This is a genomic window from Methylobacterium sp. 4-46 (assembly GCF_000019365.1).
GTDB lineage: Bacteria > Pseudomonadota > Alphaproteobacteria > Rhizobiales > Beijerinckiaceae > Methylobacterium.
The window spans coordinates 4872813-4893135 of the sequence record NC_010511.1 but is presented as its reverse complement, the minus strand read 5'-3'; the positions used below and the strand labels follow the sequence as shown (position 1 = coordinate 4893135).

19 protein-coding genes are annotated in these 20323 nt (G+C 72.9%); 14 read left to right on the top strand and 5 right to left on the bottom strand.

Annotated features, from left to right (window positions below):
• The first annotated feature begins 100 nt into the window (after positions 1-100).
• The 3 genes from M446_RS21250 to M446_RS21240 are packed head-to-tail and all read left to right on the top strand — an operon-like array spanning position 101 to position 2685.
• Positions 101-478, top strand: a complete 378-nt coding sequence (locus M446_RS21250; RefSeq protein ID WP_026190474.1) for a PepSY domain-containing protein — start codon at positions 101-103, stop codon at positions 476-478.
• A 54-nt stretch (positions 479-532) separates the two neighbouring features.
• The gene (locus M446_RS21245; protein ID WP_012334167.1) at positions 533-1216 is read left to right on the top strand and encodes a response regulator transcription factor; all 684 of its coding nucleotides are present in this window, start codon (positions 533-535) and stop codon (positions 1214-1216) included.
• A complete protein-coding gene (locus tag M446_RS21240) occupies positions 1213-2685 on the top strand; it encodes a sensor histidine kinase (protein WP_012334166.1) in 1473 nt (490 codons plus the stop codon). Before M446_RS21245 ends, M446_RS21240 begins: the two co-directional genes overlap by 4 nt.
• A gap of 335 nt (positions 2686-3020) precedes the next feature.
• Here the strand turns inward: M446_RS21240 and M446_RS21235 are convergent, their stop codons facing one another.
• Positions 3021-4247, bottom strand: a complete 1227-nt coding sequence (locus M446_RS21235) for an MFS transporter (protein ID WP_012334165.1) — start codon at positions 4245-4247, stop codon at positions 3021-3023.
• 207 nt (positions 4248-4454) lie between these two features.
• Here M446_RS21235 and ccmI point away from each other — a divergent pair, with 207 nt between their 5' ends.
• The 4 genes from ccmI to M446_RS21215 all read left to right on the top strand — a co-directional run bounded on the left by ccmI (position 4455) and on the right by M446_RS21215 (position 8897).
• Positions 4455-5717: a c-type cytochrome biogenesis protein CcmI gene (gene ccmI / locus M446_RS21230; RefSeq protein WP_012334164.1), complete on the top strand. Its 1263-nt coding sequence runs from the start codon at positions 4455-4457 to the stop codon at positions 5715-5717.
• Positions 5718-5833: 116 nt separating this feature from the next.
• Positions 5834-6325 carry a cytochrome c maturation protein CcmE gene (ccmE, locus tag M446_RS21225; protein WP_012334163.1) on the top strand — a complete coding sequence of 164 codons (492 nt, stop codon included), beginning with the start codon at positions 5834-5836 and terminating at the stop codon, positions 6323-6325.
• Between the two features lie 126 nt (positions 6326-6451).
• A complete protein-coding gene (locus tag M446_RS21220; protein ID WP_012334162.1) occupies positions 6452-8434 on the top strand; it encodes a heme lyase CcmF/NrfE family subunit in 1983 nt (660 codons plus the stop codon).
• 4 nt (positions 8435-8438) lie between these two features.
• Positions 8439-8897, top strand: coding sequence for a cytochrome c-type biogenesis protein (locus tag M446_RS21215; RefSeq protein WP_012334161.1), 459 nt, complete (start codon positions 8439-8441; stop codon positions 8895-8897).
• Here M446_RS21215 and M446_RS21210 read toward each other — a convergent pair.
• Entirely contained in the window at positions 8881-10035 is a 1155-nt protein-coding gene (locus M446_RS21210; RefSeq protein ID WP_012334160.1) for a sensor domain-containing diguanylate cyclase, read from the bottom strand. The two genes, M446_RS21215 and M446_RS21210, sit on opposite strands and share 17 nt — an antisense overlap.
• Before the next feature lie 230 nt (positions 10036-10265).
• Entirely contained in the window at positions 10266-11417 is a 1152-nt protein-coding gene (locus M446_RS21205) for a sensor domain-containing diguanylate cyclase (protein ID WP_012334159.1), read from the bottom strand.
• Positions 11418-11807: 390 nt separating this feature from the next.
• Here M446_RS21205 and M446_RS21200 point away from each other — a divergent pair, with 390 nt between their 5' ends.
• From M446_RS21200 to M446_RS21190, 3 genes are all read left to right on the top strand, one after another.
• Complete coding sequence (locus M446_RS21200) at positions 11808-12353, top strand: PilZ domain-containing protein (RefSeq protein ID WP_018259828.1); 546 nt, start codon at positions 11808-11810, stop codon at positions 12351-12353.
• Between the two features lie 100 nt (positions 12354-12453).
• Positions 12454-13776, top strand: coding sequence for a hemolysin family protein (locus M446_RS21195; RefSeq protein WP_012334157.1), 1323 nt, complete (start codon positions 12454-12456; stop codon positions 13774-13776).
• 111 nt (positions 13777-13887) lie between these two features.
• Positions 13888-14307: an EF-hand domain-containing protein gene (locus tag M446_RS21190; protein ID WP_012334156.1), complete on the top strand. Its 420-nt coding sequence runs from the start codon at positions 13888-13890 to the stop codon at positions 14305-14307.
• Positions 14308-14363: 56 nt separating this feature from the next.
• On the opposite strand, the gene M446_RS21185 is transcribed toward M446_RS21190, so the two are convergent.
• Complete coding sequence (locus M446_RS21185) at positions 14364-14597, bottom strand: hypothetical protein (protein ID WP_012334155.1); 234 nt, start codon at positions 14595-14597, stop codon at positions 14364-14366.
• A 229-nt stretch (positions 14598-14826) separates the two neighbouring features.
• Here M446_RS21185 and M446_RS21180 point away from each other — a divergent pair, with 229 nt between their 5' ends.
• Positions 14827-15900, top strand: a complete 1074-nt coding sequence (locus M446_RS21180) for an adenylate/guanylate cyclase domain-containing protein (protein ID WP_026190476.1) — start codon at positions 14827-14829, stop codon at positions 15898-15900.
• Positions 15901-16568: 668 nt separating this feature from the next.
• Complete coding sequence (locus M446_RS21175; protein ID WP_012334153.1) at positions 16569-17006, top strand: MucR family transcriptional regulator; 438 nt, start codon at positions 16569-16571, stop codon at positions 17004-17006.
• Positions 17007-17037: 31 nt separating this feature from the next.
• Here the strand turns inward: M446_RS21175 and M446_RS21170 are convergent, their stop codons facing one another.
• Positions 17038-17820 carry a DUF1194 domain-containing protein gene (locus M446_RS21170; RefSeq protein WP_012334152.1) on the bottom strand — a complete coding sequence of 261 codons (783 nt, stop codon included), beginning with the start codon at positions 17818-17820 and terminating at the stop codon, positions 17038-17040.
• Positions 17821-18020: 200 nt separating this feature from the next.
• Here M446_RS21170 and M446_RS21165 point away from each other — a divergent pair, with 200 nt between their 5' ends.
• Complete coding sequence (locus tag M446_RS21165; RefSeq protein ID WP_012334151.1) at positions 18021-18770, top strand: restriction endonuclease; 750 nt, start codon at positions 18021-18023, stop codon at positions 18768-18770.
• 629 nt (positions 18771-19399) lie between these two features.
• On the top strand, positions 19400-20311 hold the full coding sequence (locus tag M446_RS21160; protein WP_012334150.1) for a TadE/TadG family type IV pilus assembly protein: 912 nt from the start codon (positions 19400-19402) through the stop codon (positions 20309-20311).
• Positions 20312-20323 lie beyond the last annotated feature (12 nt).

Genomic DNA, 20323 nt, shown 5'->3' with positions numbered 1-20323 from the left:
ACGGATCCCTCGGTGCGTCTCGGCACGGCCGGCCGCGGCGTGGCGGGCCGACGCCCCGCCATTCAGGCCGCATTCAGTGCCTCGGCGAGATGGTTCGGCCATGCGACACGCGGTTGCCATCTCGGCCCTGGGGGCTGCCGGGCTCATCGGAGCGATGGGCTGGTACGCGCTCGCCCAGGACAGGGCGGAGACCGGGACCGTGGCGGCGCCGACGCAGACGACCCGGCTGTCGCAGGCGGGGCAGACCTGCCTGTCGCCCGGGGACCTGCGCGAGGCCGTGGCGGAGAAGCGCGTCGTCGAGCCGGTGGCGGCGATCCGGGCCGCGCAGGCGGCGGTGCCGCGGGCCGACATCGTGCGCGCCAATCTCTGCCGCCGCAACGAGGCGCTGGTCTACATGCTCACGGCCTTGCGCCGGGACGGGCAGTTCGTGCACGTCGTGGTGGATGCCCGGTCGGGTCAAGTGGCCGGCCAGTGGTGAGGCCCCGGACGCCGCGTCCGGAGCCGAGTGTGGTGAAGCGCAGCGAGGCCTGCCGTGCGTCTGCTCATCGTCGAGGATGACCGGGATCTCAACCGGCAGGTGGTGACCGCCCTGGAACAGGCGGGCTACGCGGTGGACAAGGCCTTCGACGGCGAGGAGGGCGCCTATCTGGGCGAGACCGAGCCCTACGACTGCATCATCCTCGACATGGGCCTGCCCAAGCAGGACGGCGTGACGGTGCTGTCGGGCTGGCGCCGGGCCCAGGTGAAGACCCCCGTCATCATCCTGACCGCCCGCGACCGCTGGAGCGACAAGGTCAACGGCTTCGACGCCGGGGCCGACGACTACGTCACCAAGCCCTTCCACATGGAGGAGCTGCTCGCGCGGGTGCGGGCGATCCTGCGCCGGGCGGCCGGCCACGCGTCGAGCCAGATCAGCGCCGGGCCGGTCACCCTCGACACCCGCTCGGGCCGGGTCTTCGTGAACGGCAGCCCGGTCAAGCTCACCTCGCACGAGTACCGGCTGCTCTCCTACCTCATGCACCATACCGGCCGGGTGGTGTCGCGGGCGGAGCTCACCGAGCACCTCTACGACCAGGATTTCGACCGCGACTCGAACACCATCGAGGTCTTCGTCGGGCGGCTGCGCAAGAAGCTCGCCGTCGACCTGATCCAGACCGTGCGCGGCCTCGGCTACCTGATCGATCCGGGCGGCGGGTCTGGCGCGAGCGGCGCATGAACGCGCCCGCCCGCGGCGTCGCCGGCAGCGTCGGCCCGGAGACCGAGGCCGCCGCCCCGGCCCGCGCGCCGGCCTGGCGCCCGTGGCGGCGGCGCTCGATCGCGGTGCGCCTCGCGGTCTCGGCGCTGCTGTCGAGCGCCCTGATCCTGCTGATCGCGGGCCTCATCCTGTCGACCCTCTACCGCGAGACGACGGAGCGCGCCTTCGACAGCCGCCTCATCGTCTACGCGAACGACCTCGCCACCAACCTCGTCTCGCCCGGCGACAGCGAGGGAAGGGCGCTCGGCACGCTCGGGGATCCGCGCTTCGACCTGCCGCTCTCCGGCTGGTACTGGCAGGTCGGCCGCCCGAACGCGAAGCCGCGCGACATCCGCACCTCGCGCTCCCTGGTCGGGGTGCCGCTGCCGCCCCCGGACAACGCGGTGGGCGAGGCCGGCGCCGGGCAATTGCGCAAGGGCTACGGCCGCGCCCAGGACGAGCGGCCGCTGCGGATCATCGAGCGCACGGTCGATCTCGGCGAGGAGGGCCGCTACGTCGTGCGGGTCGCCGGCCCCTCGGACGAGATCGAGTCCGACATGCGCCGCTTCAGCATGGCGCTGGTCACCACCTTCTCGATGCTCGGCCTGTCGCTCGGCCTCACGACCCTGCTGCAGATCCGATTCGGTCTCGCCCCGCTCACCAAGCTGCGCGCGGCGCTCGGCGCCATCCGCCGCGGCGAGGCCGACCGGATCTCGGGCGATTACCCGCACGACATCGCCCCGCTCGCCGGCGAGGTGAACCTGCTGATCGAGACGAACCGCGAGATCCTGGAGCGGGCGCGGACCCAGGTCGGCAACCTCGCCCACGCCCTCAAGACCCCGCTGAGCATCATCGTGAACGAGGCCGAGGCGGTGGACGCGTCGAGCGAGCTCGCCGGCAAGATCCGCGAGCAGGCCGCGATCATGCGCGACCAAGTCAACTACCACCTCGACCGCGCCCGCGCGGCCGCGCTCGCCGGCACGCTCGGCACCTTCACGGACGTGGAACCGGTCGTGGCGGCGCTGATCCGCACCTTCGGCAAGATCTACCGGGACAAGACCCTGGCCTTCGACGCCGCGATCACCCCGGGCCTGCGCTTCCGGGGCGAGCGGCAGGATCTGGAGGAGATGATCGGCAACCTCGTCGACAACGCCTCGAAATGGGCGGCGGGCCGGGTGGCGATCCGCGCGGAGGTGATCGGCCAGGGCGAGTACCCGCACCTGATCGTCACCGTCGAGGATGACGGGCCGGGCCTGCCGCCCGAGGCCCGCGTCGCGGTGCTCAAGCGCGGCCGGCGGCTCGACGAGACCAAGCCGGGCTCGGGGCTCGGCCTCTCGATCGTCGCCGACCTCGCCACGCTCTACCGCGGACGGCTGCGCCTCGAAGCGGCGAGCCTCGGGGGTCTGCGGGCGGTGGTCGAGATCCCGGGGGATGCGAGCCCCAAGGCCTGAGCGCGGGGCCGGAGCCGTCGCGCGCCGCCGCGTCGCAGTGGGTCCCGGCGCCTCACCCGCGCGCCAGCGCCTCGCGCGGGATGGCGTTGATCCGCACCTGCCGGCCGGGGCCGCTCACCCGGGAGCGGTCGATCACGTCGGGGTCGCGCCGCAGCGCGTGACCTGGCGCTCGGGCGCATCGAGCCGGGCGCGGCGTCCTCGCCGCACCGACGCTGAACGCGCCACCATGATCCGACCGGTGTCGCGGCGCGAGGGAGCGCGCCGGGGCGGCGATCTCGCCGCGCAACCGGCCGGCGCGCGACGCGGACAGGCGGCTTGCGCGAAGCACGGCCGCGCTACTCCGCGGCCTGGAGGCCGCGCGCCTCCCCGCGCTCGGCCGCGAGCGAGACGGCCCAGATCGCCAGCCCGCCGAGCGCGAGCGCCGCGCCGACATAGCCGGTCGCCGGCAGGCCGAAGCCCCGCGCCAGCACGAGGCCCGCGAGCCAGGGGCCGAGCGCGTTGGCGACGTTGAAGGCCGAGTGGTTGAGCGCCGCCGCCAGCGTCTGCGCGTCCTGTGCCACGTCCATCAGGCGGGTCTGCAGGATGGTCGAGAGCCCGCCGCCGCAGCCGATCAGGAACACCACCGGGGCCAGGGTCCACAGGCTTGCGGTCGCGGCCGGGTAGAGGGCGAGCGCCGCCGCGCTCCAGACCAGCGTGGCCCCCGCGGCCGGCATCTGGAACCGGTCGGCGGCCCAGGCGCAGACGAGGTTGCCGATGGTGAGGCCGAGCCCGAACAGGCCGAGCAGCACCGGCACCGTCCCGGGCGCGGCCCGCGCGACGCCGAGCAGCGTCGAGGCGAGATAGGTGTAGACCGCGAACAGCCCGCCGAAGCCGATCGCCCCGGTGGCGAGGGTGAGCCAGACCTGGCCCCGCCGCAGCGCCCCGAGCTCCCGCAGGGCGCTCGCGCCGGGGGCGGCCGGGCCGAGCGGCGCGAGGAGCCGCACCAGGAGCGCGGTGAGGAGGGCGAGCCCGGCCACGAGGGCGAAGCTCCAGCGCCAACCGATCCAGAGGCCGACGAGGTTCGCGAGCGGCACGCCCACGATGGTGGCGACCGTGAGCCCGGCGAGCACGCGCGCCACCGCCTGCGCGCGGCGGGCGGGCGCGACCAGGGAGGCGGCGACCAGGGCCGCAACGCCGAAATAGGCGCCGTGCGGGAGGCCGGCCAGGAAGCGGCAAGCCAGCATGCTGGGGTAGCCCGGCGCCAGGGCCGAGAGGCCGTTGCCGAGCGCGAAGAGCAGCATCAGGCCGATCAGGAGCGTGCGCCGCGCGATCCGGGCCGCCAGCACGGCGATGACCGGTGCCCCCACCACCACGCCGAGCGCGTAGGCGCTGATCACGTGGCCGGCGGTCGGCGCGTCGATGCCGAGATCCGGGGCGAAGTCCGGGACGAGGCTCATCGCGGCGAATTCGGTCGTGCCGATCGCGAAGCCGCCCGTGGCGAGCGCCAGGAGCGCGAGACCGGGACGGCGCGCGCGCGGATCTGCCGCCGCGGGGCGGGCGGGATCGGGGAAGGCGGAGGGCATGCGGCTTGGCCGGCTCCGAGGAACGAGGGTCCGGCAGGGGACCGGGGCTCCGCGGCTCCAACGTTGCAATGCAGCACGCGTTGCGCAATGCAGCGTTTAGGACCCGACAGAGCAGCCCTGCGCCGCGCGGGGCTCTCCTCATCGCGTGACGACGTGTCGCCGCGCCGTCCGATCGTGTCCGGCGGTTCCGGCGGCTAGACGATCGACATGACGGCGATCTGGTTCCTCTTCGCAGCAATGACCGGGGCGGCGGTGCTCGCGCTGCTCTGGCCGCTGTCGCGCCGCCCGAACCCGGCCCTGCCGGAGGCGGGAGCCGAATCCCTCCTCGCCACCGAGACCGGCTTCTACGAGGACCAGCTCCGCGACATCGAGCGCGACCGGGCCCGCGGGCTCATCGGCCCCGGCGAGGCCGAGGCGGCCCGCGCGGAGGCGGCGCGGCGGCTGCTGCGGGCGAGCCGCACGCTCGGCACAGCGGACGCGCCGCGGGTGGGCGAGCCGGCCCTGCGGCACCGCCGCGCGGCCTCGGCCTTCGCCCTCTCGACCGTGCCCCTGGTGGCCCTGATCGTCTACGGCCTCTACGGCGCGCCGAGCCTGCCCTCGCAGCCCCAGGCTGAGCGCCTCGCCGCGGCGCGCGACTCCGCCCGCGACCCGGCCGGCCGCGACTCGGCCACCCGCGACTCGGCCACCCGCGATCTGGCGTCCGGCATCGCGCAGATCGAGACTCACCTCGCGAAGCACCCGGAGGACGGCCGCGGCTGGGAGGTCCTGGCCCCGGTCTATCTCCGCCTCGGCCGCACCGAGGACGCCGTGAGGGCCTACGAATCGGCCCTCCGCCTGCTCGGCGACAGCGGGACCCGCCTCGCCGATTACGGGGAGGCGCTGGTCGCCTCGGCGGACGGCATGGTGTCGGGCCAGGCGCGCGGCGCCTTCGAGCGCTCGCTCGCGGCGGATCCGAGCGGGGTCAAGCCGCGCTTCTACCTCGCGCGGGCGGCCGAGCAGGACGGGGACCGCGCGCTCGCCCTCTCGCGCTACGCGGCGCTGGCCGAGGCCTCCCCGGCCGACGCGCCCTGGATGCCTCTGTTGCGCGAGAGCATCCAGCGCCTCGGCGGCACGCCGCCCGCGGGCGGGCCCAGGCCCGAGAGCGGGGCGAGGCCCGAGGGCGAGGCGAAGCCCGAGGGCGGGGCGAAGCCTGCCCTGCCCGGGAGCGGCGGGACGCCGCCGGGCGAGGCCGGACCCGGCCTGTCCGAGGAGCAGCGCGGCGCGATCCGCGGCATGGTGGCGGGGCTCGACCGCCGCCTCGCCGCGCAGGGCGGCAGCCCCGAGGAATGGGCGCGTCTCGTGCGCTCCTACGGGGTGATGGGCGAGCGCGACAGGGCGGCCGAGGCCCTCGCCCGCGCCCGCGCGGCGCTCGGCGGAGAGGCCGGCCCGGTCGAGGCGGTGGCGCGCGAACTCGGCCTCGCGGCGCCCTGACGCCGCGGATTTCCGTCACCTTTCGAATGCTCTAGAGTGGCGCGCATGAGAACGAGCCGGGAGAAGCTCCGGATGATGCCGATCCGTCGTACCGGAGAGCCGCCGGAGGCCCGCCCGTGACCCGCAAGCAGCGTCGGCTCGTCTTCATCGGCACTTGCGGGGCGGTGCTCGCGGTGGCGCTGGGGCTGGTGCTCTGGGCGATGAGCGGCACCATCGTGTTCTTCCGCTCCCCGAGCGAGATCGCCCGCGAGGCCGTGGCGCCGGGCGTGCGCTTCCGCCTCGGCGGCCTCGTCGAGGCGGGCTCGGTCGTGCGCGGGCCCGACAGCCAGGTCACCTTCGCGGTCACCGACAACGCCGCCCGCCTGCCGGTGCGCTACCGGGGCCTGTTGCCGGACCTGTTCCGCGAGGGTCAGGGCGTGGTGGCGGAGGGGGCGATGGAGCCGGGCGGCGTGTTCCGCGCCGACACGGTGCTGGCCAAGCACGACGAGACCTACATGCCGCGCGAGGTCGCGGACGCGCTCAAGAAGTCGGGCCGCTGGCAGGAGGGCGCCGGCCATCCGGCGCCGGCTCCGCCGCGCACGGCGAGCGGCGAGGCGCGCGCGCCCTGAGCGCCGCCCGGGCGGATGGCGGCGGGTTGTCCGTGCGGCGAAACATCGTGGCGGCGGGCGCGCGCAAGCGGACTACAAGGCGGCGGGGGCCGGGATGCGGCCCGGGATACGAATGAGGCGAGGCCCTTGCTGATCGAGGCTGGTCACTACGCGCTGGCGCTCGCGCTCGCCCTCTCGCTCGCCCAGGCGGTGATGCCGGCCTGGGCCGCCCGCGCCCGCGACCCAATCCTGCGCAGCGTCGCCGTTCCGGCCGCGCTCGCGACCTTCGCCTGCATCGCCTTCGCGTTCGCCGCCCTCACGCTGGCGCATGTGCGCTCGGACTTCTCGGTCCTCAACGTGTTCGAGAATTCCCACTCGCTCAAGCCGCTCGTCTACAAGATCTCCGGCGTCTGGGGGAACCACGAGGGCTCGATGCTCCTCTGGGTGCTGATCCTGGCGCTGTTCGGGGCGATCGTGGCGCTCGCCCGCGATTCGGTTCCGGCGGCCCTGCGGGCCAACACGCTGGGCGTGCAGGCCACGGTCACCTTCGTGTTCCTGCTCTTCATCCTGACGACGTCGAACCCCTTCGCGCGGCTCGACCCCGCCCCGGCCGAGGGACGCGACCTCAACCCGATCCTCCAGGATCCGGGCCTCGCGATCCACCCGCCGCTCCTCTACCTCGGCTATGTCGGGTTCTCGATCACCTTCGCCTTCGCGATCGCGGCACTCCTCGAGGGGCGCATCGACGCGGTCTGGGCCCGGGCGGTGCGGCCCTGGACGCTCCTGGCATGGTGCTTCCTCACGGTCGGCATCGCGATGGGCTCGTACTGGGCCTATTACGAGCTCGGCTGGGGCGGCTGGTGGTTCTGGGACCCGGTCGAGAACGCCTCGCTGATGCCCTGGCTCGCCGGGACCGCGCTGATCCACTCCACCGTCGTGATGGAGAAGCGCGACGCGCTCAAGGTCTGGACGGTGCTGCTCGCCATCCTGACCTTCTCGCTCTCGCTGCTCGGCACGTTCCTGGTGCGCTCGGGCGTGCTCACCTCGGTCCACACCTTCGCGACCGACCCGGCGCGCGGCACCTTCATCCTCGCCATCCTGGTCCTGTTCATCGGCGGCTCGCTGGCGCTGTTCGCGTGGCGGGCGCCGCTGCTGCGCCAGGGCGGGATCTTCGCGCCGATCTCCCGCGAGGGGGCGCTCGTCCTCAACAACCTCTTCCTGTCGGCGGCCTGCGCCACGGTGCTGGTCGGCACCCTCTACCCGCTGGTCCTCGAATCCCTGACCGGCGAGAAGATCTCCGTGGGGGCGCCGTTCTTCAACCTCACCTTCCTGCCGCTCGCGGTGCCCCTCCTCCTGCTCGTCCCCTTCGGGCAGACCCTGGCCTGGAAGCGGGGCGACCTCGGGGCGGCGGCGCAGCGCCTGCTGATCGGCGTCGGTGCCGGGATCGCGGCGACGCTCGGGATGATCGCCCTGCGGCGCGGCGGGCCCGCGGCGGCGCCGCTCGGCATCGGTCTCGGCGCCTACCTGGTGGTCGGCGCCGCCATGGAGATCGCGACCCGCGCCAAGGGGCGCTCCCTCGGCCTGTCGCTGCGCCGCGCCGCCGGCCTGCCGCGCTCGGCCTGGGGCACCGCGATGGCGCATGCGGGCGTCGGCCTCACGGTGATCGGCATCGCCGCCCAGGCCTGGAGCGTCGAGGCGCTCGCCACGGTGCCGCGGGGCGGTCAGCTCACGGCCGGCCCCTACACGGCGACCCTGAGCGGGATCGTGCCGCGCACCGGGCCGAACTACACCGAGACCGTGGCCCAGCTCGCGATCCGGGGACCGGACGGCGCGCTCGTCGGCACGCTGGACCCCGGCAAGCGCTTCTTCGGCGCCCGCAACATGGCGGTGAGCGAGGCGAGCCTGCTGACGATCGGGGTGAGCCAGGTCTACGCGAGCGTCGGCGAGAGCCAGGCGGACGGCGCGCTCGGCATCCGCCTCTACTACAAGCCGCTGGTGCTGCTGATCTGGCTCGGCGCCGTGGTGATGGCGCTCGGCGGCGGGCTCTCCCTCACCGACCGGCGCTTCCGGATCGGCGCCCCTGCCCAGCGCCGGGTGCCCGCCGAGTCCGCGCCGGTTCCGGCGGAGTAGGCCGATGCCGCGTCTCCTCCCCGTCGCCCTCCTGCTGCTCCTCGCCTTCGCCCCCGCCGCCCGGGCGGTGCAGCCGAACGAGGTGATGGCCGACCCGCAGCTCGAGGCGCGGGCGCGCGACATCTCGGCGGGCCTGCGCTGCCTCGTCTGCCAGAACCAGTCGATCGACGATTCCGACGCGCCGCTCGCCCGCGACCTGCGGCTGATCGTGCGCGAGCGCCTGCGCCAGGGCGACGACGATCAGGCCGTGGTCGACTACGTCGTGCGGCGCTACGGGGAATTCGTGCTGCTGCGGCCCGTCCTGGCGTGGCACACGGCCGTGCTCTGGCTCACGCCCCCGGCGGTGCTCGCCCTCGGCGGGCTCGGCCTGTGGCTGCGCGCCCGGCGCCGCCGGCCCGCGCGGCCGGCCTCCCTGTCGCCGGAGGAGGAGGCGGCCCTCGCCGAGCTCACGAGGCCGCGCTGAGCGCGCGGTCTCCCCGCCGGGCGCCCGCGGCCCAGACCACGCGGTCGCGGCCGAGGCGCTTGGCCTCGTAGAGCGCCGCGTCCGCCCGCGCGAGAAGCCGCTCCAGGCTGGTGCCGCCCCGGGCAGCGCCGACGCTCACCGTGATGCGCAGGCCCGGCTCGCAATCCGGCCGCAGCGCCGCGACCGCCCGCCGGATCGTCTCGGCGATCGGGCCGGCCGCGGCGTCGGCGGGGAGCAGGCAGGCGAATTCCTCGCCGCCGAGCCGCGCCAGCACCGCCTGGGGCGGCAGCAGCGCCTGGGCGGCGGCGCAGAAGCCGACCAGCACCGCGTCGCCGATCGCGTGCCCGTAGGTGTCGTTCACGCGCTTGAAGTGGTCGAGGTCGAACAGCAGCAGCGTCGCCCGCCCGCTCGCCAGGAGGGAGGCGGCCCGCACCTCCAGGCCGCGGCGGTTGCAAACGCCGGTGAGCGGGTCGGAGAGGGCGCTCAGCCGCTGCTCCCATTCGAGCCGCTCCTTGGCCAGCGCCATGAACAGGAAGGCGATCGCCACCGTGTAGAGCAGGGCCGCGAAGCAGAGCACCGCCACCCAGGGGCTGACCAGCGGGTTCCCGGCGGGGACCGGGAAGGTCAGGGTGGCCGGGATGCGCACGGCGTAGAGCAGCGCCTCGCTCCCCACCACCGCGGCGGCGGGCGCGCGCGAGACCAGCGGCTCGTCCCGCCCTCGCCAGATCTCCCACGCGGTCAGGCCGCAGAGCAGGGCGGCGGCGCCGGAGGCGCCGACGATCCGCGCGGTCATCGAGGCGTAGAAATCAGGTACCGCGCAGGCGGCCAGCCAGAGGAGCGGCGCGGCGAGGAGCGCGGCCGGGGAGGTCCCGCGCCCTTCGAAGCTGCGGGCGCCGCTCCAGATCAGCGCGTAGGCGCCCAGCATGATGGCGTTGGCGAGCCCGACCGACAGCGCGTCCGGGATCAGGCCGCGCCCGGAGATCAGCGCCGAGCCCGCGGCCCCGAGGAGATGCGCGAAGCCCCAGATCGCCAGGGCCCGGGTCTGCCGCGCCTGCCGCCACGACAGCAGGAACAGCAGGCCGACGATCAGCGTGACGAACATCGTCACGAGCATCAGCGTCGCGGCATCGAGCACCATCGGCAGGCGAGTATCCTTGCGTGCAGGATATCAACAATACAATCCCGCCGCCGAGACAACGGCTCCGGCCGCATTTCCGAGCGATCCGGGGCGCGGGCCGGTGGTTTTCGCGGCAACGATGCCGCGGTGCATCGGCCCCGGCCGCAGGCGCGCCGGCCAGGCTCCCTCGCCCGCGCGGCGCTTGAGCGAAGCCGAACTCCGCATGGCGACGCAACCCGTCGGATGTCGGATCACGACGCGAGGTCGAGATCGGGAGGCGGCCCGACGCGGTCGGGATCCCAGGCGACGCGGTTGCGACCGCCGCGCTTTGCGCGGTAGAGCGCCCGATCGGCCCTGGCGATCAGGCATTGAAGCTCCGAACCGCCCCGCGCGGCGCCGATGCTCGCCGTCACGTGCAGGTCCGGCGCGCGCTCCAGGCGCAGCGCCGCCACGGCCCGCCGGATCGCTTCGGCGATCTCCCCCGCCCCCTCCCCGTCCGGCAGCAGGCAGGCGAATTCCTCGCCGCCCAGGCGCCCGATCACCGCCCGCGGCGGGAGACACCCCGGCATCGCGGCAGCGCAGGCGACGAGCACCTCGTCCCCGACCCCGTGCCCGTAGGTGTCGTTCACGCGCTTGAAGTGATCGAGATCGAGGAGGAGGAGCGTCGCCGGCCCGCCCGCCAGCACGCAGGCGGCGGCCTGCTCCAGGCCGCGCCGGTTGAGCGCCCCGGTGAGCGGATCGGTGAGCGCGCTGAGCCGCTGCTGCCATTCGAGCCGCTCCTTGGCCAGGGCCAGGAACAGGAAGGCCAGCGCCACCGTGTAGAGCAGGCCCAGCAGGACCAGGGCGCCCATCCCCGGGAGCGTGAGGGGATAGGGCTCGCTCGGCGGCCGCAGGGCGGTGAGCGGGATCCGGACCACGAAGAGGAGCGCCTCGCTCGCCGTCAGGGCGGCCGCCGGGAGGCGGGAGACGAGCGGCTCCCCGCGCCCGCGCCAGATCTCGCGCGCGGTGAGGCCGCACGGCACCGCCGCGAGGGCCGCGACGAGCATCACCCGCCCCGAGGAACTCGCCAGGAAAGCCGGGACCGCGCAGGCCGCGCACCAGAGGGCGGGGGCGGCCGCCAGGGCGGCGAGGGGCGTCCGGCGCCCCTCGAAGCTGCGCGCGCCGCTCCACATCAGGCCGAAGGCGCCCAGCATCAGCGCGTTCGCGAGGCCGATGGAGACCAGGTCGGGCAGCGTGCCCTGCCCCGCGAGGAGGACCGATGCAACCGCCGCGAGCAGATGCCCGACGCCCCAGATCGCGAGCGCCCGGGTCCGGGGCGCTTGGCGCCAGGACAGGAGGAACAGCAGGCCGACGATGAAACAGAGGCACGTCGCGACGGCCAGCAATGTCGCCACGTCGAGCATCGTCCGGTTCTCTCCACGTTCCCCAGCGTCCTGCAAGAAACATGGCAAAGATGAACATCCTTTATGCGGGCCGGATCGCCGGGGCCGCCGCCGCGACCGCCGCAGGGGGGCGCGGACGGATCCCGGGAGAGAGTTCGCCCTTGGGGCATGGACGGAGAGCGGCCGGCGGCGCGCCCGCCTCGCGAGTCGGCGATCGCAACAACCAATTCGCAACGTCGGGCGGGCAGAGTGACCGCGCGGAGTCGGGGCGGGCCGCGACCGGCCGGTGCTGCCGGCGTGGCGGCCGGCGGGTCGATGTCCGGGGAGGCGCTTCGGACCGGGCGGGGTGTCATGGTGCAGACGTCAGAACGGGTCAGCTCACCGGATTCCCGCCGGGCCGGACCGGCGCCCGTGCTCCTGCGGATCGCGGGCCGCTACCTTCTGCCGAACGGCGACGAGCATGCCTGCGAGACGCGGAGCCTCTCGCCGGCGGAGGCCGACCTGCTCGCCGCCGTGCCGGGGCTCCTCGGCGATCCGGTCACCATCTACCTCGACACGATCGGGGCGATCACGGGCGTGATCCGGTCCCTGACGCCCACCGGCTTCGTCGTCGCGATCGAGGTGTCGCCCGAGCGCCGCGCCCGGATCGCGGCCCGGCTCGACTGGCTGGCGGCGCGGGCGAACGGCCGCATCGACCAGCGCAGCGACGCGCGCATCGTGCCGGTGACCAAGGCCGTTGAGGTGAAGCTGCCGGACGGCGCGCTCCTGCCCGGCACCCTGATCGACCTCTCGATGTCGGGCGCCGCCGTGGCGATGGCGGCCCGCCCGGCCGTGGGCGCCACCGTCACGGTCGGCAAGCGCTTCGCCACGGTGGTGCGCCACCTCGACGGCGGCATCGCGGTCGCGTTCAAGCTGCCGTTCCGGCCCGAGACCTTCAACGACCAGGTCGTGCTGTGAGCCCGCCGTCCCGCGGGCCGTAGCCCGGTGGGTGCAGTCACGGTATGACGGGGCCTGCGACCACCTGCCGAGGTGTCGTTGCGCCACGCCACGGGAGGCGGTGATTTTTTCCGACAGCGCTTGGGGAACCGGCCTCGGCCTGTTCGCCGTCGTGTTCCTCGTCTTCGCGAACGGGTTCTTCGTCGCGGCCGAATTCGCCCTGGTGGCGGTGCGGCGCAGCCGGGTTCAGGAACTCGTGGCGGAGCGGAGGGCCAATGCCGCCGCCCTGCAGCGCGCGACCGATCACCTCGACGCGCATCTCGCGGCGACGCAACTCGGCATCACCATCTCGTCGCTCGCCCTCGGCTGGGTCGGCGAGCCGGCCCTGGCCCACCTGATCGAGCCGCTGCTGGCGTGGCTGCCCTCCCCCCTCGGCATCGCGAGCGCCCACGCGATCGCGGTCGCGATCGCCTTCGTGGTGATCACGGCCCTCCACATCGTGCTCGGCGAACTGGCGCCCAAGAGCCTCGCCCTCCAGCGCAGCGAGCGCACCGCCCTGGTGGTGGTGCGCCCCCTGCGCCTGTTCCTGATCCTGTTCCGGCCGGCCATCGCCTTCCTGAACGGGCTCGGCAACGGCGTGCTGCGCCTGTGCGGCCTGCAGCCGGGCACGGGCGAGGATTCGCTGCACTCGCCCGCCGAACTGACCCTGTTGGTGGCGGCGAGCCAGGAGGCCGGGCTGATCCAGGAGGCGCAGCAGGAGGCGGTGGCGAGGATCTTCGGGATCGGCGAGCGCCGCATCAGGGACATCATGACCCCGCGGCACGAGGTCGATTGGGTCGATGTCGAGGAGCCGCGGGAGGCGATCCTCGACTCGGTCCGCGCGTGCCGCCACGAGGCCCTGGTGGCGAGCCGCGGCGAGATCCACGAGATCGTCGGCGTGCTGCGCAAGCAGGACATCCTCAACCAGATCCTGGACGGCGCCGAGCCGGACATTGCCGGGCTGGTCCGCGAGCCGATCGTCGTCCACGAGGCGATGCCGATCCTGCGGGTGCTGGAGACCTTCAAGGCCAAGCCGGTCCGGATGGCGATCGTCGTCGACGAGTACGGCAATCTCGAAGGGATCGTGACGCAGACCGACCTGCTGGAGGCGATCGCGGGCGACATTCCGGACGCCGAGGACGAGGAGCCGATGGTGGTCGAGCGCCAGGACGGCTCGCTCCTGATCGACGGGATGATGCCGGCCGTGGAGGCCTTCGAGCGCCTCGGTTTCAGCCAAGCTCCCGACACCGACGAGTACTCGACCCTCGCCGGCTACGTGATCTCCGAACTCGGCCGCATCCCGACCGCCGGCGACACGTTCGAGCGCGAGGGCTGGCGCTTCGAGGTGGTCGACATGGATGGCCGCCGGGTCGACAAGGTGCTGGCGGAGCGGCCCTCGCCGTGACGGAAGACCGGTTGCACCGCAGCGCGGCGGACCTATTTGTGACGTCGGGCGGAGCCCGATCCGACGCCGGGGAAGCGCGGTCACCCGCCCGATGGGACGAGAGAGGCGACGATGAGGATGTCTTCGTACCGGACCGTGCTGCTCGCGGGTCTGCTGGCCGTATCGCCGCTGCTGGCCTGCGGGGCGGCCGAGGCCAAGCCGAAGGCGGGAAACCGCACGATCACGGCGGTCGACACGGATTCGGACGGCACGATCGACCTGACCGAAGCCAAGGCGGCCGCCACCAAGGTCTTCGAGGCGGCCGAGAAGGACAATGACGGCACGGTCGACGCCACGGAGCTGAAGGGCCGGCTGAGCCGCAAGGAGCTGAAGGCGGCGGACCCGGACAATGACGGCACCCTCACCAAGGACGAGTACCTCGCCCTGGTCGAGGCGCGCTTCAAGGCGGCGGACCCGGACACTGACGGCACGCTCGACGCCAAGGAACTCGCCACCCCGGCCGGCAAGGCGCTCGCGCGGCTCCTGAAGTAAGCCGGCGCCCCGCTCGGGAGAGTGGGCGCGGGCGTGAGCCCGGCGCCCCGTCCGCCTCAGTCGCAGCGCTCGCTGCGCACCGTCTTCGAGTCTCCGAACTCGTTCTCCTTGCGGACGGTCTTGGTCTCGCAGCCGCCGACCGACCCGGTGCTCTCGACCGAGCGCTTCTCGATCACGGTCGAGCGCTCGACCGGGGGCGGGTCGCGGCGGATGATCGTGACGTCCTCGGCGAGGGCCGGGCCCGCCGCGAGGGCGGTGGCGAGCGCGAGGCAGAGGCTGCGGATGCGCATGGGATGCTCCTGGGTCAAGGTTGTTCGACCGCTCAAACGTCGCCTTAGGCTCAACGGTTCCAGAGCGGGCGGGGCCCGGAGGGGGTGACCTTCCGAAAACAGCCCCAATCCGCTGGCAGGGGATGGGCGCACGCCCCGTCTCAGGGAGACCCCACGGGTGACCCGCGCCGCTCCGCTCGACACCCCGGCCGCGACGGCTCGACGCCGTCCGTCCCAGGCCTCCCCCGGCCTGATCCCGCACCACGTCTGGTTCTGGGTCGCCATGCTGGCGCTCAGCACCGGCGCGGGGCTCGTGTACGACGCGCTCTTCAGCAACGGCATCCCGGTCGTCGCCGCGGTCTACGGCTTCTGCATCGGCGTGTGCGGCCTCCTCCTGGAGCGCGGCCTGCTGGTGCCGCGCCTCCAGGCCCGCTGCCGGCAGCTGCCCACCCTCCTCTACGTGCCCCTCGCCGAACTGGCCTATGTGGGGATGATCGCTCTCGGGCACGGGCTCGGCGGCCTGCTCGTGTGGGGCACGGGGCTCAGCCGCGACCGCTTCGTCGACGCCGTCATCCCCTCACCCCGCGCCCTCGTCTACGCCCTCGCGGTGTCGGCCCTGCTCGTCTTCGTGGTCCGCATGCGCGACCTGATCGGCGCCGAGGTCTTCGTCAACCTGATGATCGGGCGCTACCACCGGCCGGTCGAGGAGGAGCGCATCTTCCTGTTCGTCGACGTGGTCGGGTCCACCGCCTACGCGGAGACCCGCGGCGACCTGAAGGCGCAGGCGTACCTGTCGGCCGTCTTCGCGGCCGTCGCCGAACCCGTCCGCCGCTACCAGGGCTCGACGGACGACTTCATCGGCGACATGGCGATGATCACCTGGCCGATGGCCCGCGGCCTGCAGGATGCGCGCTGCGTGGCCTGCGTGTTCGCGATTCGGGAAGCGCTGACGCGGGACTCGGCCGCGTGGCGCGAGCGGTTCGGCGTCGTGCCGGAGGTGCGCGCCGCCCTGCACGGCGGCTCGGTGGTCACCGCCGAGGTCGGGGTCGACCGGCACAAGATCGCGTATTTCGGTGACGCCGTGAACGTGACCGCGCGGATCGAGACCCTTTGCCGCACCCTGGACGCGCCCGTCCTGATCTCGGCCGATCTCCTCGACCTGCTGCCCCACCTGCCGCCGGGCGTGCGCGCGACGCCGCTCGGGCGGCACACCCTGCGCGGGCGGGACCAGACCCTGGCCGTGGCCTCCCTCGCCCGCGACGCGCTCCCCGAGGCGGCCGCCGCGGGATCCGGCGCGGCGGGACGGATGCGGGCCGCCCGCTGATTCACGGCGGCCGCGCGGCAGCGGCGCGGAGCCCGGCCCGGCCGCCGGCGCCCGGCGCGCCGAAGATGAGGCCAAGCTTCGGCGCGCCCGCGGGGCGCGGTGCGCCCGCGACCGGCCCCCGCTCCAAGTTCAACCCCTGTGCTCGGCGCCGCGCCGGACGACGCCGGACCGGCGCGTCGTGGCCGGATCCGGGCGCGACGCCGCGGCGACTGGAAGTTCCGGGCCGACCGCAATAACTTATGTGAAAGACTACATTCTGGTTCGTCGGGACCGGTGTATAGGTTTTTTTCCACACATGCCGCGATCGCTCGCCCGCCGGCCGCGGCGATCCCGCACAATGGCACGGAGGGACCGCGGCGCGGAGCGCGGCCATCCTAAAATGGTCCGCCCTTCCGCCGATGACGCCCGACCTTGGCTAGATCGGCTCAGCTGAGGTGGCGACGACAGAATCGGGCGACTTACATACGTTGCGACATGGCCACGCTGATGCGCGCGCGCAGCCTAAGCTGGGAATACTATGGGAGTCGTTCTAGTACCCTCTTGCGTGAACGCGGCGGACGCAATAGTCGGTTGATCTGGAAGAGACAGACCATCCCTGACGCAAGCGCACGTTATGTGGGGAACGTCTGTGTCTGAGCGCGTTGCATCCGGTACAGGGGATCGGCAGGATGAGTGAGAGTGAGGCGTCGACGGACTACATCGAATTGGCCGCCGACATTGTGTCGGCGTTCGTGAGCAAGAACTCGGTGCCAATGGCGGATTTGCCGGCGCTGATCGCCTCGGTTCACGAGACGCTCGGGCGTCTCGGCAAGGATCCGGCAGAAGAAAAGCCCGAACCTCTGACCCCGGCCGTGCCGATCAAGAAGTCGATCACCCCGGACTATCTCATCTGTCTCGAGGATGGGAAGAAGTTCAAGTCACTGAAGCGCCATCTGCGCAGCCGATATGGTCTGACGCCGGAGGAGTACCGGGCGCGGTGGAACCTTGCTCCGGATTATCCGATGGTGGCGCCGAACTATGCGGCGGCGCGGTCCGAACTGGCGAAGACCATGGGTCTCGGCCAGCAGCGGCGGCGCACGGGGGGCGGCCGGCGCGACGGCGCCTGACCCGCTCCGCCGCCGCGGCCCAGCTAAGACGTTAATCCCAGTCAGGGCTCGGCCGATCGCCGACGAGGCAGTTCGTCGGCGAGGCGGCCTGGGTCCGCCGGAGGGGCGCGGCGGCGCCCCGCTCGGCGACCTCGCGCACGATCTTCACGCGGATCGCCTCGGCGAATTGCTCGCGCTCCCGCACCGGGATCATGAAGCTGCCCGGGCCGCCGATCACGCAGTCGCGGTAGTAGAGGTCGAGGTCCTTGATGTCCCAGGGGCCGGACGGCTCGCGGATCATCAGCGGCAGGCCGTTGATGGTGATGCCCCTGTCGACCGCGTCGTCGCGGGCGCGGGTCACGGGCCGCCCCTGGTTGTTGGGCCCGTCGCCCGACACGTCGATCACCCGCCGCAGCGGCGCGAAGCCGCCATGCGACAACAGCCCGACCGAGAAGTCGATGGCGCTGGCGATCGAGGTCCAGGTCGAGCGGCGCGGCGGGCTCTGGGCGAGGCGCTCGGCGAAGGAGGCGGCCTCCTCGGGCGAGCCGATCAGCGTCCAGGGCACCACGACGCGCTGGTTGCCGACGCCGGCCCATTCCACGTAGGTCACCGCGATGCGCCCGATCTGGCCGAGGCCGACCGCCCTCTGCACCACCGCCGAGCGGAAGGCCTCCACGTAGCCGCTGCGCTGGACCAGCTGCTCCTCCGCCGTCATCGAGAGCGAGACGTCGACGGCGAGGACGAGGGCGACGTCGACCTCGACCGGCGCCTCCGCGCTGCGCCCGACGGCGCAGCACAGGAGCAGGGCGAGACAGGCGAGGCTCGATCGCCGCATCGGGGGCTCCCTCGGCCGGGCGCGGAGTCGCGGGGCCGGAGCGGCGAGCATCGGAAATGGCCGGAAGCCGCGCAAGGGAGCCCACCGCCCTTGCGCTGATCGGTCCCGGGCGAAAGACGCCTGTGGATGGCCGCCCGGATCCGCGCCGGTTTAGGGCGCCCGCAGCCCCGCCCGGCCAGATTCCCGCCCGAGGAGCCCGCATGGCCGCGCCGCGCAGCATCGCCGATCTCGCCTTCTGGCCCGTGGTGGCCGGCACCCTCGCGAGCCTGTGGATCGGGCGGGCGGCGCTGGCGGCGGGCGGCCTCGCGCTCGCGGTCATCCTGGTCCGCCGCCTCGGCCGCGGGCGCCGCTTCCGGCGACGCGCGCGCGCCCTCGTCGCCCGGCACCGGGAGGTGCTCGCCCTCCGCCGCCGCCAGGAGAGCTACCTCGACGCCTACGACAACCTGATCCTCGACGGGTGGGAGCGCGAGCGCGCCTACTACATCGCCCGCACCCTGGTGCCGCGGCTGGAGGCGGAGGGCTACGCCGACCTGATCCCCGAGCGCCGCGCCGACCTCGTGGCGATCGTGGAGGCGGCCTCGCTGGCGCCGGCCGGGCCCGAGGAGGAGCTGCCCGACGACGGGATCGCCTACGAGCGCTACTGCGCCGCGCTGCTGGAGCGCGCCGGTTGGGCCGCGCGCGCGACGCGCGCCTCGGGCGACCAGGGCGCCGACGTGATCGCCGAGCAGCGCGGCGTGCGCCTCGTCCTGCAGTGCAAGCGCTACACGAAGCCGGTCGGCAACGCCGCCGTGCAGGAGGTGGTGGCGGCGCGCAGCTACTGGAGCGCCGACTGGGCGGCGGTGGTCTCGAATGCGGGCTTCACCCCGGCCGCCCGCAAGCTCGCCGCGGCGACCGACGTGCTCCTGCTCCACCACGACGACCTCGCGGTGCTGGAACTGGACGAGGGCTGATCCGGGATCCGGTCGATCGAAGCGGATCCCGGATCACGCGCCCGCGCGGCCCTTGCCCGGAGCCCACATCCGCCATCCGCAAGGGACCCATCGGATCACGAGCCCGCCGGCGCCTGAGCGAAGCCCAGGATCGTGAGGCCGCACGGTAATGGTCCTCACGCCCTCTCGGCACGAGGGAGGGGTGGGTGCCACCAAGGGGCCGAACGGATCGCCGGACAACGGCATCGCACGCCCGGCCCGACGGGAGCGCACGGCCCCTCGTCGGCCGCTGCGCGCGGGCGGACGCGATCCGATCGCTGGGCACGCCTCCCCGATTGAGGCCCGCTGCGATCCCGTCGCGCCCGCGGCCGCCGCGCCGTCCCTCCGTGATCGCGTCGACCATCCGAACGGCCGATCGATGACGCAAAGTCTACGATATAGTCTCTTAGACTTCGGTTCGACCGCCGACGCACCACCGCTTTATCCGCGGTCATTCTGCTTGTACTCGCCGATAAGGACGGCATCAAACTCCCGATAAGGCGGAGACTCTGACAGCCCATCAAGGATCGATCAAGCTTTTAATCTCATTCTCGGGGCGCAACGAGGCCGTGTGCGACCACGAACTCTGCGTCTGACGTGAGGAATTCGGCATGATCGAGGTGTCCCCCGTGCGTGTCCGACGCGCCGTGCCCGGCTGGCGCAGCGATGCGCGAGGCACGATCGGGATCATGTTCGCCGGGATGATGCCGGCCGTGCTGCTGGCGATCGGGTGCGGCATCGATCTGCAGAGGGCCCTGGCCTACCGCGGCAAGGTCCAGGCCGCCCTCGACGGCGCGGTCATGGCGGTGGTCGGCAACACCAGCTTCGACGCGGATTTCGGCCGCCAAGCCTTCAAGACCAGCGCCAGCTTCGCCTACGCGCTCGACGGCGCCGCGCCCGGAAGCGACCCGCTGACGATCACGCGCCTGACCTTCACCCAGAATCCCGACGGGACTGTCACCGCCGAGGCGACCGCCACGATGAGGACCACCGTCGTCTCGATCATCGGAGTGCGGTCGCTCGACCTCTCGTTCAGATCCACCGCGAAGGGAACCACGACCCTCAAGATCTCCACCATCACCTTCAAGGTTCTGTCGGCGCAGGGCGCATTCGACAAGGACATCTACTTCTTCACGCGCGACGGCAACGGCAATCTCCTCAGCGAGAGCCTAGTCCTGCAATATGATTACAACTATCCTGCCGGGGGAACCGCCACAAAATCCTACAATCCGCCGCCTCCACAGACCTTCACTCAGCCGGTCAGCAACTACAAGACGTACGGCTTCAAGATGGTCGTCTACAAGGACCCGAGCTATCGCGGCCTGCACGTCAACCCGTCCGTCTACTACTCAGACAGTTCGAATTCGTCCCAGTGGATCAGGATCCAGGGCAAATGCTACGACCCCGGCGGCTCGACGCAGTACTGGGAGGATGGCGGCGATTTCAACTACCAGGATTTCGTCTACTCCGTGACCTGCACGACCACGAACAAGGTCGACCGGGACGTGCGGCTGGTCGAGTGACGGCAACGGTCA

Coding starts and splice junctions, on each gene's coding strand:
- M446_RS21190 (WP_012334156.1), top strand. CDS start 13,888: ATGAGGATGTCTTCGTACCGGACCGTGCTGCTCGCGGGTCTGCTGGCC.
- M446_RS21240 (WP_012334166.1), top strand. CDS start 1,213: ATGAACGCGCCCGCCCGCGGCGTCGCCGGCAGCGTCGGCCCGGAGACC.
- M446_RS21235 (WP_012334165.1), bottom strand. CDS start 4,247: ATGCCCTCCGCCTTCCCCGATCCCGCCCGCCCCGCGGCGGCAGATCCG.
- M446_RS21210 (WP_012334160.1), bottom strand. CDS start 10,035: ATGGTGCTCGATGCCGCGACGCTGATGCTCGTGACGATGTTCGTCACG.
- M446_RS21160 (WP_012334150.1), top strand. CDS start 19,400: ATGATCGAGGTGTCCCCCGTGCGTGTCCGACGCGCCGTGCCCGGCTGG.
- M446_RS21185 (WP_012334155.1), bottom strand. CDS start 14,597: ATGCGCATCCGCAGCCTCTGCCTCGCGCTCGCCACCGCCCTCGCGGCG.
- M446_RS21175 (WP_012334153.1), top strand. CDS start 16,569: ATGAGTGAGAGTGAGGCGTCGACGGACTACATCGAATTGGCCGCCGAC.
- M446_RS21165 (WP_012334151.1), top strand. CDS start 18,021: ATGGCCGCGCCGCGCAGCATCGCCGATCTCGCCTTCTGGCCCGTGGTG.
- ccmI (WP_012334164.1), top strand. CDS start 4,455: ATGACGGCGATCTGGTTCCTCTTCGCAGCAATGACCGGGGCGGCGGTG.
- M446_RS21205 (WP_012334159.1), bottom strand. CDS start 11,417: ATGCTCGACGTGGCGACATTGCTGGCCGTCGCGACGTGCCTCTGTTTC.
- M446_RS21215 (WP_012334161.1), top strand. CDS start 8,439: ATGCCGCGTCTCCTCCCCGTCGCCCTCCTGCTGCTCCTCGCCTTCGCC.
- M446_RS21250 (WP_026190474.1), top strand. CDS start 101: ATGCGACACGCGGTTGCCATCTCGGCCCTGGGGGCTGCCGGGCTCATC.
- M446_RS21170 (WP_012334152.1), bottom strand. CDS start 17,820: ATGCGGCGATCGAGCCTCGCCTGTCTCGCCCTGCTCCTGTGCTGCGCC.